The organism is Citrobacter sp. Cf118 (assembly GCF_030334095.1).
Lineage (GTDB): Bacteria > Pseudomonadota > Gammaproteobacteria > Enterobacterales > Enterobacteriaceae > Citrobacter > Citrobacter freundii.
This window is the reverse complement of sequence record NZ_JAOWES010000082.1, coordinates 53,643-67,976: the sequence shown is the minus strand read 5'-3', so window position 1 is coordinate 67,976 and position 14,334 is coordinate 53,643. Positions and strand designations below refer to the sequence as shown.

General features: G+C 54.5%; 13 protein-coding genes. 10 read left to right on the top strand and 3 right to left on the bottom strand.

Features of this window, described 5'->3' with window-relative positions; all coding sequences use genetic code 11:
- The first annotated feature begins 94 nt into the window (after window positions 1–94).
- The 7 genes from OGX67_RS09990 (at window position 95) to OGX67_RS09960 (ending at window position 8,451) form a co-directional block, all read left to right on the top strand.
- On the top strand, window positions 95–1,807 hold the full coding sequence (locus OGX67_RS09990; RefSeq protein ID WP_257651129.1) for an alpha,alpha-trehalase: 1,713 nt from the start codon (window positions 95–97) through the stop codon (window positions 1,805–1,807).
- A gap of 207 nt (window positions 1,808–2,014) precedes the next feature.
- On the top strand, window positions 2,015–3,037 hold the full coding sequence (locus tag OGX67_RS09985) for an ABC transporter substrate-binding protein (protein WP_286526422.1): 1,023 nt from the start codon (window positions 2,015–2,017) through the stop codon (window positions 3,035–3,037).
- 26 nt (window positions 3,038–3,063) lie between these two features.
- Window positions 3,064–4,023 (top strand): FecCD family ABC transporter permease, encoded by a 960-nt coding sequence (locus OGX67_RS09980; protein WP_369707177.1) that lies wholly within the window; start codon window positions 3,064–3,066, stop codon window positions 4,021–4,023.
- Window positions 4,020–4,781 (top strand): ABC transporter ATP-binding protein, encoded by a 762-nt coding sequence (locus OGX67_RS09975; protein ID WP_048232176.1) that lies wholly within the window; start codon window positions 4,020–4,022, stop codon window positions 4,779–4,781. The genes OGX67_RS09980 and OGX67_RS09975 overlap by 4 nt, the downstream gene beginning before the upstream one ends.
- A 9-nt stretch (window positions 4,782–4,790) precedes the next feature.
- Window positions 4,791–5,603, top strand: coding sequence for a class I SAM-dependent methyltransferase (locus OGX67_RS09970; RefSeq protein WP_032935412.1), 813 nt, complete (start codon window positions 4,791–4,793; stop codon window positions 5,601–5,603).
- Window positions 5,600–6,457 (top strand): ModD protein, encoded by an 858-nt coding sequence (modD, locus tag OGX67_RS09965; RefSeq protein WP_257651127.1) that lies wholly within the window; start codon window positions 5,600–5,602, stop codon window positions 6,455–6,457. Before OGX67_RS09970 ends, modD begins: the two co-directional genes overlap by 4 nt.
- Before the next feature lie 23 nt (window positions 6,458–6,480).
- Window positions 6,481–8,451: a TonB-dependent receptor plug domain-containing protein gene (locus OGX67_RS09960; RefSeq protein ID WP_200014615.1), complete on the top strand. Its 1,971-nt coding sequence runs from the start codon at window positions 6,481–6,483 to the stop codon at window positions 8,449–8,451.
- Between the two features lie 41 nt (window positions 8,452–8,492).
- Here OGX67_RS09960 and OGX67_RS09955 read toward each other — a convergent pair whose 3' ends face one another.
- The gene (locus tag OGX67_RS09955; RefSeq protein WP_003020908.1) at window positions 8,493–8,747 is read right to left on the bottom strand and encodes a GlsB/YeaQ/YmgE family stress response membrane protein; all 255 of its coding nucleotides are present in this window, start codon (window positions 8,745–8,747) and stop codon (window positions 8,493–8,495) included.
- Between the two features lie 201 nt (window positions 8,748–8,948).
- Here OGX67_RS09955 and ycgR point away from each other — a divergent pair, with 201 nt between their 5' ends.
- Complete coding sequence (gene ycgR, locus OGX67_RS09950) at window positions 8,949–9,683, top strand: flagellar brake protein YcgR (RefSeq protein WP_003844054.1); 735 nt, start codon at window positions 8,949–8,951, stop codon at window positions 9,681–9,683.
- Window positions 9,684–9,694: 11 nt separating this feature from the next.
- On the opposite strand, the gene emtA is transcribed toward ycgR, so the two are convergent.
- On the bottom strand, window positions 9,695–10,306 hold the full coding sequence (gene emtA / locus OGX67_RS09945; RefSeq protein ID WP_003020914.1) for a membrane-bound lytic murein transglycosylase EmtA: 612 nt from the start codon (window positions 10,304–10,306) through the stop codon (window positions 9,695–9,697).
- A 98-nt stretch (window positions 10,307–10,404) separates the two neighbouring features.
- On the opposite strand from emtA, the gene ldcA reads away from it, so the two are divergent.
- Complete coding sequence (ldcA, locus tag OGX67_RS09940; protein WP_257651126.1) at window positions 10,405–11,319, top strand: muramoyltetrapeptide carboxypeptidase; 915 nt, start codon at window positions 10,405–10,407, stop codon at window positions 11,317–11,319.
- Window positions 11,320–11,416: 97 nt separating this feature from the next.
- The gene (locus OGX67_RS09935; protein WP_286526407.1) at window positions 11,417–13,150 is read left to right on the top strand and encodes a potassium/proton antiporter; all 1,734 of its coding nucleotides are present in this window, start codon (window positions 11,417–11,419) and stop codon (window positions 13,148–13,150) included.
- A 105-nt stretch (window positions 13,151–13,255) separates the two neighbouring features.
- On the opposite strand, the gene dadX is transcribed toward OGX67_RS09935, so the two are convergent.
- Window positions 13,256–14,326, bottom strand: a complete 1,071-nt coding sequence (gene dadX, locus OGX67_RS09930) for a catabolic alanine racemase DadX (protein ID WP_003020922.1) — start codon at window positions 14,324–14,326, stop codon at window positions 13,256–13,258.
- Between the last annotated feature and the right edge of the window lie 8 nt (window positions 14,327–14,334).

Sequence of the window (14,334 nt, the reverse complement as noted above, 5' to 3'; positions counted from 1 at the left end):
ATGGGGTGTCGATCACGCGCAACGGTCGATCCTGAACTAAGGTTTTCTCATGGTAAATGCCGCTACTTCGGCACACCGCTAAGGAGATTAACCGATGATAACGCCTGCAACTCGCCATCCAGGCCTGCTTTCTGTTGCAATAAAACTGACTCTCGCCAGTACCTTTTTTGCCCTTTCCTCTTTTGCCGTCAATGCAGAAGACGCGCCAGCCGCTACACCGCAGCCGCCAGATATCCTGCTTGGACCTCTGTTTAACGATGTACAAACGGCTAAACTGTTTCCAGACCAGAAAACCTTTGCTGACGCAGTTCCTAACAGCGATCCTCTCATGATCCTTGCCGATTACCGGATGCAGAAAAATCAGTCCGGATTCGACTTACGCCATTTTGTGGAGGTGAATTTCACCTTACCGAAAGAAGGCGAGAAATACGTTCCCCCGGCCGGGCAATCATTACGCGAACATATTGACGGACTGTGGCCGGTCCTCACCCGCTCGACAACTGACGCTGAAAAATGGGACTCGCTACTGCCACTTCCAGAGCCGTATGTGGTGCCTGGCGGGCGTTTTCGCGAAATATATTATTGGGACAGCTATTTCACCATGCTGGGGCTTGCCGAAAGCAATCACTGGGATAAGGTCTCGGACATGGTGGCAAACTTCGCTTACGAGATTGATTCCTGGGGACACATTCCTAACGGCAACCGCACCTACTACCTGAGCCGTTCGCAACCGCCGTTCTTTGCCTTTATGGTTGAACTGCTGGCGCAGCACGACGGGAATGACGCGCTGAAAAAATACCTCCCGCAGATGCTCAAAGAGTACAGTTACTGGATGGAAGGCGTCGAAACACTCCAGCCCGGTCAGCAAAATAAGCGCGTGGTTAAACTGGATGACGGTACCATTTTGAACCGCTACTGGGATGACCGCGATACGCCGAGGCCAGAGTCCTGGGTCGAGGATATCGCCACCGCTAAAAGCAACCCAAATCGCCCTGCCACAGAAATCTACCGCGACCTGCGTTCAGCTGCTGCATCCGGCTGGGATTTTAGCTCCCGCTGGATGGACAATCCTAATCAGCTGGGCACCCTGCGCACCACCAGCATCGTTCCGGTCGATCTCAATGCGCTGATGTACAAAATGGAAAAAATGATCGCCCTCGCCAGCAAGGCTGCCGGTGATGATGCCAAAGCGGCGCAGTACGATGGCTTCGCTAATGCCCGACAAAAAGGGATCGAAAAGTACCTGTGGAACGACAAAGAAGGCTGGTATGCCGACTACGATCTGAAAAGCCATAAAGTACGCAACCAGCTCACGGCCGCCGCCCTGTTCCCGCTGTATGTCAATGCGGCGGCAAAAGATCGCGCCAGTAAAGTCGCCACGGCCACCCAGGCACATCTGCTGCAACCGGGCGGCCTTGCTACCACGTCGGTGAAAAGCGGCCAGCAGTGGGATGCTCCCAACGGCTGGGCTCCGCTCCAGTGGGTCGCGGCATCCGGGTTACAGAATTACGGTCAGGATAACGTCGCCATGGACGTAACCTGGCGATTCCTCACCAATGTTCAACACACCTACGATCGCGAGAAAAAGCTGGTTGAGAAGTATGACGTGAGCTCCACAGGCACAGGCGGTGGTGGCGGTGAATATCCATTGCAGGATGGTTTCGGCTGGACCAACGGCGTCACGCTAAAAATGCTTGACCTGATCTGCGCCAAAGAGAAGCCCTGTGACAGCGTACCCGCATCGCGGCCAACACCGACAAGTACACCACCAGCCGAGCCTAAAAAACAGACTCAACCGACGCCATAACGTCATTACCTGAGCCGTTTTACTCCCCGAATCCGCGCTTCGTCGCGGATTTTTCTGTCATATTTTTCGCTATTTAAGCTGCCTCTATCCCCTCTAGCCCTTATGGGGTATCCGGTGTTTTCATCCGTGAGAATTTGATTCTGAACATGTTTTTATTCGCTGTATATGTAAATATATAGCGAATTTGTAACCTTCAGGATACTGATAATGGCACTGACAAGACGGATGTTTGTCCAACTCGTGGCATCTGCACTGCTGCTACGCCATCTTCCCGCATTGGCGCAAACGCCGCTAACCGTTGCCGTTGGAGGCTCGCCAGGGCCGAATATAACCCAACGCGTGGTCAGCGCGGGGGCGCCCGCTGACATGCTGCTGCTGGCCGTCGCGCCGGAAAAACTGGTAGGGCTTTCCTCCTTTGATTTATCTCGCCAGACCGCCATCCCGTTCCACGATGATATTCGGGCATTGCCGAAACTGGGCAGGCTGGCAGGACGCGCCAGCACGCTCTCGCTTGAAGCACTCCTGGCGCTTAAACCTGACCTGGTTATTGACTGCGGTAATGCCGATGAAACCTGGCTTTCTCAGGCCAGACAAGTGAGCGCACAAACTCACATTCCCTGGCTGCTGATTAACGGCGAACTGCGCCATACCCCAGAGCAGTTGCACGCAGCCGGTGAAGCATTGGGCGTCGTCTCGCGTACTGCAATGCAGGCCGCGCTGGCCCGTCGATTTATCGATAATGCAATAGCTTTCTCGCATACAGCTGCAGCGAATCTGCGTTTTTATGCCGCGCGCGGTGCCAGAGGACTGGAGACAGGTTTACAAGGTTCTTTGCATACCGAAGCGGCAGAACTGCTGGGGCTACAGAATGTGGCGCACATCCCCGGAAGACAGGGGCTCACACAGGTTTCAATGGAAAATCTGCTCAGCTGGCAGCCCGATATTATTTTGGTGCAGGATGCGATGACAGCGCAGCACCTACGAGAAGATCCGATCTGGCAAGGGGTCAAAGCGGTTGCTGACCGGCGCATTCTGTTTCTCAGCGGTCTGCCGTTTGGCTGGTTGGATGCACCTCCTGGCATCAACCGTTTACTGGGGTTACGCCGCCTGCACGCCTGGCTTGAACCGCAGGTTAACAAGAGCTTTAAAGCCGATATGCAGCGCTACAGCGAACTGTTCTGGCATACCACGCTAAGCGATGCACAGTATCAACGTCTGGTGGCAGTCTGATGAAAACATCTACCCTCGGTTTTCTGATGATTGCTGCGGTGGTGCTTTGCGCGAGCGTCGCTGCGGTATCGGGCGCGTACCGCCTGGATGCGCAACAGGTTGTGAATCTTATTACAGGTACTGATGACGTCCCGATGCAGGACAAAATCGTCTTCTGGCAAATCCGCCTGCCGCGCATTCTGGCTGCATTGCTGCTCGGCGCGGCGCTGGCAGGCGCAGGAACCACCTATCAGGGCATGTTCCGCAACCCGCTAGTCTCGCCGGATATCCTCGGCGTGGCGGCGGGTGCCGGTTTAGGTGCCTGTACGGCAATCCTGTTTGGATTACCGATCCTGTTTATTCAACTGTATGCGTTCACGGGTGGTTTATTCGTGGTCGCCGGTGTCTGGTTGATTACCCGGCGAGTCAAGCGCCACGACCCGGTGTTAACGCTGGTTCTGGTCGGGATTGCGCTGGGTACGGTATGTGGCGCGGGGATTTCACTCATCAAAACGCTGGCCGACCCGTATACCCAACTCCCGTCTATCACCTTCTGGCTGCTGGGCGGTTTATCAACGATTACGCTGCACGATCTGTGGTTCTCAGCACCGCTGATCTTCACTGGACTGGTCCCGCTATTGCTGCTGCGCTGGCGCATGAACCTGCTCACCCTTTCGGATGATGAAGCACGATCGCTTGGCATCAACGTCTCCCGACTACGGCTGGGATTGATCGTCTGCGCAACATTAATCACCGCCTGCACCGTCGCCATCGCGGGCATCATCGGCTGGATTGGGCTGGTTGTGCCACATATCGGCCGACTCCTCAGTGGCAATAACCACCAGCAGTTGCTGCCGGTTTCCATGGGAGTCGGCGCCATTTTGCTGCTGCTCACCGATACCCTCGCCCGTACGCTTAGCAGCACGGAAATTCCTCTGGGGATCTTGACTGCATTTATTGGCGCACCGTTCTTTTTGCTGCTTTTGCTACGGGGAAACCGACCATGACGCTATTAATCGTGCGCCGGGCATCGCTGGGATACCACAGTCAACAGCCCGTGCTACGCGATGTCTCCTTTCAGGTTCCGCCCGGCTCCGTCTGTTGTCTGCTTGGTGCCAACGGTAGCGGAAAAACCACCCTGATGCGCACCATTCTCGGCGTTCTTTCGCCGCTTCACGGTGACATTTTGCTTGATGGCATCGCCATAAATCATCTCAACGATCGGCAACGCGCCGCCGCTATCGCCTGGGTTCCTCAGGCGCATGACGGCGCGTTTGCCTTCACTGCGCTGGACATGGTGATGATGGGGCTGGCCCCACAACTGGCGGCATTTGCGGTTCCCGGGGCTAAAGAACACGAAATTGCTCATCAACAACTGGCGATGCTGGGGATCTCTCACCTGGCGCCCCGGCGCTGGAACACTCTGAGCGGCGGAGAGCGCCAACTGGTATTGATTGCCCGCGCGCTGGCGCAACGTCCGCGCCTTTTGTTGCTGGATGAACCCGCTTCCAGCCTGGATTTTGGGCATCAGATCCGTCTGCTCGACACGCTGGTGACGCTGAAAAATTCGGGTATGGCCCTGCTGATGTCTACGCATCATCCGTTGCACGCCCGGGCAATCGCCGACAGCGTGGTACGCGTTGAACCGAACGGTGAAGTGTCGCAGGGGCTTCCTGAACACCAGCTCGCCACCGATCGCCTGGCTGCGCTGTATCACGTTACACCGTCACAAATCGCCCATCACCTCTTTGGCTCACACAATTAAGGAATAAGAATGCTCATTGACGACATTGATTTTGCCGATCTTTACCGTAAACAGTTACAACTGGCGAACAGAACCGAGAAAAAGCCGGAGCACTGGGATAAACGCGCGGAAAAAATGGCGGAGAATTGCGCCTCATTAACCGACAGCTATTTGCTACAGCTGTTGGGGAAAATCGACCTGCAAGGGGCGGAGTCGCTGTTTGATATGGGCTGCGGTCCCGGTACGGTCTCGCTGGCGCTGGCTAAAAAGATACCAATAATTTACGGCGTAGATTACAGCCAGGGAATGCTTAGCGTTGCTGCCCGCCGCGCTGTGCAAATGAACGCCCGTCACGTACAGTGGGTGCAGCGGGCCTGGGAAGAACACTGGGATGATTTACCCCAGTGCGATATCGCCGTCGCCTCGCGCTCTACGCTGGTTGCCGATATGCGCCAGGCGATGACCAAACTGAATAATCAGGCCCGGCTGCGGGTTTACACCACCCATCTCGTCAGTTCATCTTTCGTTTCCCCCACCATTCAACGTGCGCTGGGCCGCGAGGTGATTGAGCTTCCCAACTATATCTATGCGCTTAATGTCCTGTATCAGATGGGGATCCACGCGCACGTTGATTTTATCCGCGGCCCCAACTGCCAGCAGGACAACAGTACCTGGACGCGCTTTCTGGAAAACGTGCGCTGGAGTATGGGCGAACTAAGCGCCGACGAGGTCGAACGTCTGGAAACCTGGTATCAGCAGCAGGATCCACGCGCGATTGCCCCTGCCAGCCGTGACTGGGCGCTTATCTGGTGGGACAGCGTCCCACGGGAGGCGCTGCGATGATCTACTTTTCGCAGGCGCAAACCGACGCGCTGCTGCTGGAAGATATTCAGGGCGGCGATCTGACTACCCGCGCGTTGGGAATTGGCGCACAGCCGGGCGTTATGGAGTTTTACCATCGCCAGGGCGGGTGTGTTAGCGGCACCGCCGTTGCCAGACAAATGCTGACGTCATTGGGCATAACCGTCAGCGATATTATGGCCGATGGCGAACGAGCGAGCGCGGGACAGAGAATAATTTGTGCGCACGGAAATGCGGCGGCGCTACACCAGGGCTGGAAAGCGGTACAAAACGTTCTGGAGTGGAGCTGCGGAGTTTCGGGCTATCTTGAGAGCATGTTGAGCCAACTGCGCCAACGCTATCCTGATGGGCAGATTGCCTGCACCCGCAAAGCCATTCCCGGCACGCGTTCGTTGGCGACTCAGGCAATACTCGCTGCCGGGGGCATTATTCATCGCGGAGGATGCGCCGAAACGGTGCTGCTGTTCGCTAATCACCGCCGTTTTCTTACCAACCCAAACGACTGGACAAACGCGGTTGCGCGCTTACGCAGCCATGCGCCAGAAAAAAAGATCGTCGTCGAAGCGGATACGCCAGATGAAGCATTAGCCGCGCTACGCGCCGCGCCCGATGTTCTGCAACTCGACAAATTCACCCCTGAGCAGGCGACAGACATTGCCCGCCTGGCACCTTCACTGGCCCCTCATTGCACGCTGGCGCTGACTGGCGGCATTACCCTCGCCTCGCTGGCGAGTTATCTCGACTGTGGCATCAGGCTCTTTATCACTTCCGCACCTTATTACGCTCCACCTGCGGATATCAAAGTTAACCTGAGCCCGGACGCACGTGGCATATAACATTAAAAAATGGACTAACAATAATGAATTTCAACAAAAGTTGTCTTTACACAGCCCTGTCGTTTGCTTTCGCGCACAGTGCTTTTGCTGGGCAAGAAAGCGAAACCATGACCGTCTGGTCAAGCCCGGCCTCTGCGGCAACCACTACGGTTCTCGGCCAGGAAACGATCCAACAGTTGGATAAACAAAACGTGGCGCAGGCGCTAAGCGTCGTCCCCGGCGTGGTGCTGCAAAAGTCGGGCAACCGCAATGAGCAGCAGGTGAAAGTACGCGGTTTTGACAGCCGTCAGGTTCCCGTCTTTTTTGACGGTGTGCCGGTGTACATCCCCTATGACGGCAACCTCGATTTAGGCCGTTTTCTGACATCCGATATCGCTTCAGTTGAAGTATCCAAAGGCTACTCATCTCTGCTACAAGGGCCTAACCAGATGGGCGGTGCCATTAATATCACCACCAAAAAGCCCACCAAACCAATTGAAGGCAGCATCGGTTATCGCCAGGGCTGGAGTCGTAGCAAAGACAACGCTCACGATATGCACGCTTCATTTGGCGCCAGTAACGATCTGGGTTACATTCAGCTCAGCGGCAGCCAGTTGAAGCAGGATTTCCTTGGCTTACCGCACGGCGTGGACAATCCGGTTGCGGGCAGTCACGGCAAGATTGCCAACTCGTCCGCCGATGATAAACGCGGCATCGTGAAGCTGGGCTTTACCCCTCGCGGCGATGATGAATATGTCCTGACCTATATAAATCAGGACGGTGAAAAAGATAACCCACCATATGCCGGAACCAGCAATCAGAAATCACGCTACTGGCAATGGCCACAGTACGATAAAGAGAGCTATTACTATCAGGGCACCACCCATCTGGGCGATCGTTTCACTCTGAAAAGCCGTCTGTATCGCGATACCTTTGAAAATACGTTGATGATGTACAACTCGCTTGCCGATCTGAAAAACAAAAAAGGGAACTACAGTCATTATTCAGACTATAGCGATGGGGCTGGCCTGCAGCTCGCTGCGGATATGCGTGAAAACGACCTGCTCTCTTTCGCCGTAAACTGGAAGGATGATGTTCACCGTGAGAAAGGCGCACCGAATGCGGCTTACGACCGTTACGAAGACCGCACCTGGTCTGTTGCCAGTGAATATCAGTGGGCAGCGGCGGATAATGTCGATGTAGTGGCGGGAATAAGCTATGACTGGCGCGACAGTCTGGAAGGCATGAAGCACGAAAAAAATGGTAGCGTCACCCACTATGATGACAACAATCAGTCGGCCTTCAACTGGCAGATGATGACCAAATATCACTTCGAAAATGCAGACACATTAGCGCTGTCCTATTCTGACAGAACGCGTTTCCCTACGTTGAAAGAACGCTACACGACCTCAAAACCGGCCTATAACCAGGTGGCGCTGGTCAATCCGCAGCTTAAACCTGAACGCGCCCGCAGCGTGGATCTGACCTGGAATGGGTCACTTAGTCAGAACTGGGGATTCGAAGCCAGCGTGTATTACAACCGCATCAGCGACGCCATCCTTTCACACAATATTGATGCCGACACCATTCAGAATCAGAACAGCGGCCGGGTGGATTACACTGGTCTGGATGCAGGCGTTAAAGGTAAAGTCTTTGATATACTGGATGTCGGTCTGAGCTACGGCCTTATTCATGCAGACGTCAAACGCAGCGACATCGGCAAGATTACCGACCTGCCAACGCAAACCCTGACTGCCTGGATGACGCTGAAGCCATGGGATCCGCTCAGTATTACGCTGTCAGAAGAGGCCCGTTCGTCGAGCTATAGCAATAGCGACGGCTCACAGAAAGCCGCTGGTTTCGCCATTACCCATTTACGCGCTGACTACGCCATCGGTCACGGATTCAGCGTTAACGCGTCGGTCAATAACCTGTTCGATACGCAGTACGTTTATAGTGAAGGATTTATTGAAGAAGGCCGTAATTACTGGGCGGGGATTGAGTATCAGTTCTGACTTAGCAATACAGAGAAACGGCCCCCGCGGGGGCCGTTCGATTAATCTCGCCGCACCAGTCGGAAGACACCCAGCACAACAATCGCGCCGACCACGGCCACCAGGAAGCTGTGGAGATTAAACCCGCTGACATCGCCGCCGATACCAAACATCGTTGCCAGCCATCCACCGACCACAGCACCGACAACACCGAGAATACAGGTCAGGATAAATCCACCGCCATCGCGCCCCGGCATAATCAGTTTGGCGATAACCCCCGCAATCAGACCAAAAATAATCCAGGCAATAATTCCCATTTTCAGGCCCTCTTTCCAGTGAACGCACGCGCAAGACATTCTTGCGCCAGCCTTTAAAGTATAGGCAAACCATCGCTATATGCTGTTTTCACGCAGACTTAATTCATTGGCGTTGGTAAAAAATTTCATCCATTTGTATTAAGTTCCGTTGATTGATGCCGATAATCCAACGACAAACCAGGCATCCGGGAGTCATTAGGTGTGAGTAACTACAATGAGCAGTTCCTGAAGCAAAATCCGTTAGCGGTGTTAGGTGTACTTCGGGACTTAAAATCGCAGCAGGTTCCACTGCGTATCTCCTGGTCGGGCGGCCAGTTCATCAGCAAAGTTCTGGCCGTCAGCCCGAACGAGCTGGTCATGGATTTTGGTAGCCAGGAATATGAAAACCAGGCCGTACAGCGGGCCAGTCAGATCTCGATTATCGCCGAAACGCAGGGAGCCAAAGTAGAATTCACCCTGCCACAGTTAAAAAAAGGTGAGTATCAGCAACTGCCAGCGTTTATTTCATCCTTGCCGCCTTCCCTGTGGTTTGTTCAGCGTCGGGAATATTTTCGCATCGGCGCTCCGCTGCATCCTCCCTATCGCTGCACGGCAAAAATGCCGGACAACAGCACGCTGTGCTTTCGCTTATTCGATTTGTCGCTTGGCGGTATGGGCGGGCTGTTAGAAACGGCAAAACCAGAAGGACTGGTAGAAGGTATACGCTTCGCGCAGGTTGAACTGAACATGGAACAATGGGGGGTGTATCACGTTGACGCCCAGCTTATTTCCATTAGCGAACGCAAAGTTATCGACAGTAAAAACGAAACCATTACCACTCCCCGCCTGAGCTTTCGTTTTCTCAACGTCGGCCCGGCGGTGGAGCGGAACTTACAGCGGATTATTTTTTCCCTTGAGCGCGAGGCCCGGGAAAAGTCGAACAAAGTGCGCGATTAACATCACCTGAATTACATTACATCCAGCGCTTGCTGAAGCTTCCAGATATAGCGCGGAGCCTGCGGCGCCGGATGATTGTCCGCAACATGTTCAATAAATTCATCCGGGCTGAGATCGTTGATCTTATTGATGGCTTTCTTCCTGTCGGAAGAGAACGTTCGCAGCAATGCTCCCGCTCCGTTAGCGTACGATACTACCAGCGCATACTGCATCACCTGTGGATCCTCAATCCCTGCCAGCGGCCCGGTCTCCAGAATGCTCAGGTATGCGGCCCCCATGGAGATATTGCGTTCGGGGTTTTTCAACTCGCTGGTCGACGGCTCTCCGCTCCATCCCATGCGACGATAAACATCGCGGCCTGAAGTCGAGGCTTTTAACTGCATCAGACCAATCGCATTAGACTTACTGACCGCATTCGGATTACCGCCTGATTCAATGGCAATAATAGCGGTAATCAATTGTGGACTGACACCCCAGGCCGCACCGGCTTTTTCACTGATCGGCATCCATTGCATTGCGCGTTTAACCGGAACTTCAGCATTCCACGGCGGGTTTTTGTAATCATGTTTTGAACTACAGCCCGCAAGTAATACAACCAAAAAAGCAAACCATCTCAATTTCACGTCATCTATCCTTATAGCCGGAACCTGTCGCTGAGGTGACAACGACATACCTACGCGGCATGATATACATTTGGTTTTAGTTGTAGCAAGGAAATGCCATGTCCCGGTTTCACTTAATTGCCCCATCGGGCTACTGTATCAATCAGCAGGCTGCCTTACGTGGGCTTGCACGTCTTACTGAGGCCGGTCATCAGGTCGACAATTCAGCGGTCATTGCGCGCCGCTGCCAGCGTTTTGCGGGTACAGAGGCAGAAAGGCTTGCTGATGTGAACTCGCTCGTTAATCTGAAAACCCCCAATACCATTGTGATGGCGGTACGTGGCGGCTATGGCGCGAGCCGTTTACTGGAAGATATTGACTGGCAAGGGCTGGCAGCCCGCCAGCAACAAGATCCGCTGCTGCTGTGCGGACACAGCGATTTTACGGCGATCCAGTGTGGTCTACTGGCTCAAGGGAATGTGATTAGCTTCAGCGGCCCGATGCTGGCGGCCAACTTCGGTGCCGAGGAGATAAACGCATTCACCGAGCACCATTTCTGGCAAGCATTGCGTAATGCCCAATTCACCCTCGAATGGCAGGGTGACGGTCCGCAGTGCGCGACTGAAGGTACACTGTGGGGCGGAAATCTGGCGATGATCATTTCGCTGATGGGTACACCGTGGATGCCGGCCATCAAAAACGGCATTTTGGTGCTGGAAGACATCAACGAGCATCCATTCCGTGTCGAGCGCATGCTGCTGCAACTGTACCACGCCGGAATACTGGCCCAGCAAAACGCCATTATCCTCGGCAGTTTTAGCGGCAGCGCGCCGAATGATTACGACGCTGGTTACAATCATGATTCAGTTTGTGATTTTCTGCGCGCCAGGCTGTCCGTTCCGTTGATCGGCGGCCTCGATTTTGGCCATGAACAACGCACCGTCACCCTGCCGCTGGGAGCCAGAGCGGTGCTGAAAAACGATAAAAACAGCACTCAGCTCACCTTAAGTGGGCATCCGGTACTAAAATCGTAAAAAAAGCAGCTAATGGGGCTAAGTAAAACGCTGTTTCTGTCGTTATTATGGTAGGGTTTATTAATACGAAACAGCGTAATTCAGGAGTAACCGAACGTTGGATGCCGCAGCAATTATTAGCCTTTTTATTTTGGGTTCCGTTCTCGTCACCTGCAGTATCTTACTCAGTTCATTCTCATCACGTCTCGGTATCCCAATTCTGGTGATATTTCTCGCTATCGGTATGTTAGCGGGTGTGGATGGTATTGGCGGCATACCTTTCGATAACTATCCTTTCGCCTACATGGTGAGTAACCTGGCACTGGCGGTTATCCTACTCGACGGCGGCATGCGCACTCAGGCCAGCTCTTTTCGCGTTGCGTTAGGCCCGGCGCTATCGTTGGCGACGGTCGGTGTGCTGATTACTTCCGGACTCACTGGCATGATGGCCGCGTGGCTGTTTCATCTGGATCTTATCGAAGGGCTGCTGATTGGCGCGATTGTTGGTTCAACTGACGCCGCGGCGGTCTTTTCCCTGCTTGGCGGTAAGGGACTTAACGAACGCGTTGGCTCTACGCTGGAAATTGAATCCGGTAGTAATGACCCGATGGCCGTGTTTTTGACCATCACACTCATCGCCATGATCCAAAATCACGAGACCGGATTAAGCTGGATGTTCGCGGTGCACATTATCCAGCAGTTTGGCTTAGGAATCGTTATCGGTCTTGGCGGTGGATATATGCTCCAGCAGATGATTAACCGCATTTCTCTGCCTGCCGGACTGTATCCACTCTTGGCGTTAAGCGGTGGGATCCTGATTTTTGCCCTGACCACTGCGCTGGAAGGCAGCGGTATTCTGGCGGTTTATCTGTGTGGTTTCCTGCTGGGGAATCGCCCCATCCGCAACCGATTTGGTATTCTGCAAAACTTCGACGGTCTGGCCTGGCTGGCGCAAATCGCCATGTTCCTGGTGCTTGGACTGCTGGTTACGCCGTCCGACCTGCTGCCTATCGCAATCCCTGCGCTGATTTTGTCTGCGTGGATGATATTCATTGCCCGCCCGCTTTCGGTCTTCGCCGGACTGCTGCCATTTCGTGGCTTTAATCTGCGCGAGCGTATTTTCATCAGTTGGGTGGGTTTGCGCGGCGCGGTGCCGATCATCCTCGCCGTCTTCCCAATGATGGCGGGCCTGGAGAACGCGCGCCTGTTCTTTAACGTCGCCTTCTTCGTGGTACTGATCTCGTTGCTGTTTCAGGGAACGTCACTTTCATGGGCCGCGAAAAAAGCCAAGGTGGTGGTCCCTCCCGTCGGCTGGCCCGTTTCGCGCATTGGTCTCGATATTCACCCAGATAACCCGTGGGAGCAGTTTGTTTATCAGCTCAGCGCAGATAAGTGGTGTGTGGGTGCCGCGCTGCGCGACCTGCATATGCCGGAAGAAACGCGAATAGCCGCCCTGTTTCGTGACAACGTGCTGTTTCACCCCTCCGGCAGCACGCGTCTGCGCGAAGGCGACGTATTGTGTGTTATTGGTCGCGAGCGCGATCTCCCGGCTCTCGGCAAGCTATTCAGCCAGTCGCCACCGGTGTCGTTAGACCAGCGCTTCTTCGGTGATTTTATTCTTGAAGCCAGCGCGAAATATGCCGATGTGGCGCTGATTTATGGCCTGGATGATGGCACAGAGTATCGTGATAAGCAGCAAACGCTGGGCGAAATTGTCCAGCATCTGCTTGGTGCCGCGCCGGTCGTCAGTGACCAGGTGGAATTCGCTGGCATGATCTGGACGGTGGCCGAGAAGGAAGATAATGCAGTGCTGAAGGTCGGTGTTCGCGTTGCTGAAGACGAGGATGAGTAAAGCGGATGTTGTTTGCCGGGTGGCGGCAGCGCCTTACCCGGCCTGTAAAATGCACTGAATCTACAGGGCAGATCAGCGCAGCGCCATCAGGCAACCCCGTAAATGTTACACCGTCACAACCGGTACGCGCAGCGCCAAAGAACACATTAACTCGTAGCCCACCGTTCCTGCTGAGGTAGCTACATCGTCAATTTTAATCTCTTTGCCCCACAGCTCTACCGGCGTCCCGATCCCTGCCTGAGGGCACGGTGTCAGATCTACCGCCAGCATATCCATTGAGACTGTCCCTACCGTCCCGGTACGTACACCATCCACCAGCACAGGCGTTCCGCTTGGCGCATGGCGCGGATAACCGTCTGCATAGCCGGTCGCCACTATTCCAATGCGCTGCTCGCCGCTGGCGGTGTAACGGCCACCGTAACCCACCCGATCGCCAGCTTTCAGCGTTTGTATGCCGATTATCTCGCTGCTCAGAGTCATCACTGGCTTCAGGCCGGTGTTGGCGATGTCCCGCCATTGTCCCGAAGGCGACGCACCATACAAAATAATACCCGGACGAACCCAGTCATAATGCGCTTCAGGGTGCCACAGCGTGGCGGCCGAATTCGACAGTGACCGTCTGCACTCCAGTCCTTCTGTTGCCAGCGCAATACGCGCCATTGCTTCCTGGATACCTTCGGGGTGCTCTGCATCTGCAAAATGCGACATCAGCGTCATTTCGCCGACGTTGGGCATCGCCCGCAGCTGTTGCCAGACCGTTGGAACTCTTTCCGGTAAAAACCCAAGCCGGTTCATACCGCTGTTCACCTTCAGGTAAACGTCGAGCGGAGCCTTAAGGCGCGCATTCTGCAATGCTTTTAGCTGCCAGTTACTGTGTACACAGGTGGTCAGTCGATAATTGTCATATACCGTCAGGTCTTCAGCGTGGAAAAAACCCTCCAGCATGAGTATCGGGCCTTTCCATCCGCGCTCGCGCAGGGTTATCGCCTCTTCAAGATTGAGCATGGCAAAACCATCGGTTGTGCCCAGCGCATTCCAGACGCGTTCAATGCCGTGTCCATATGCATTGGCTTTTACCACCGACCAGACGCGAGCGTCCGGCGCTGCCTGGCGGGTAATGGTCAGATTTTGTTTCAACGCCTGCAGGTCAATGCTGGCCAGTATCGGGCGGGTCATCTCACGTC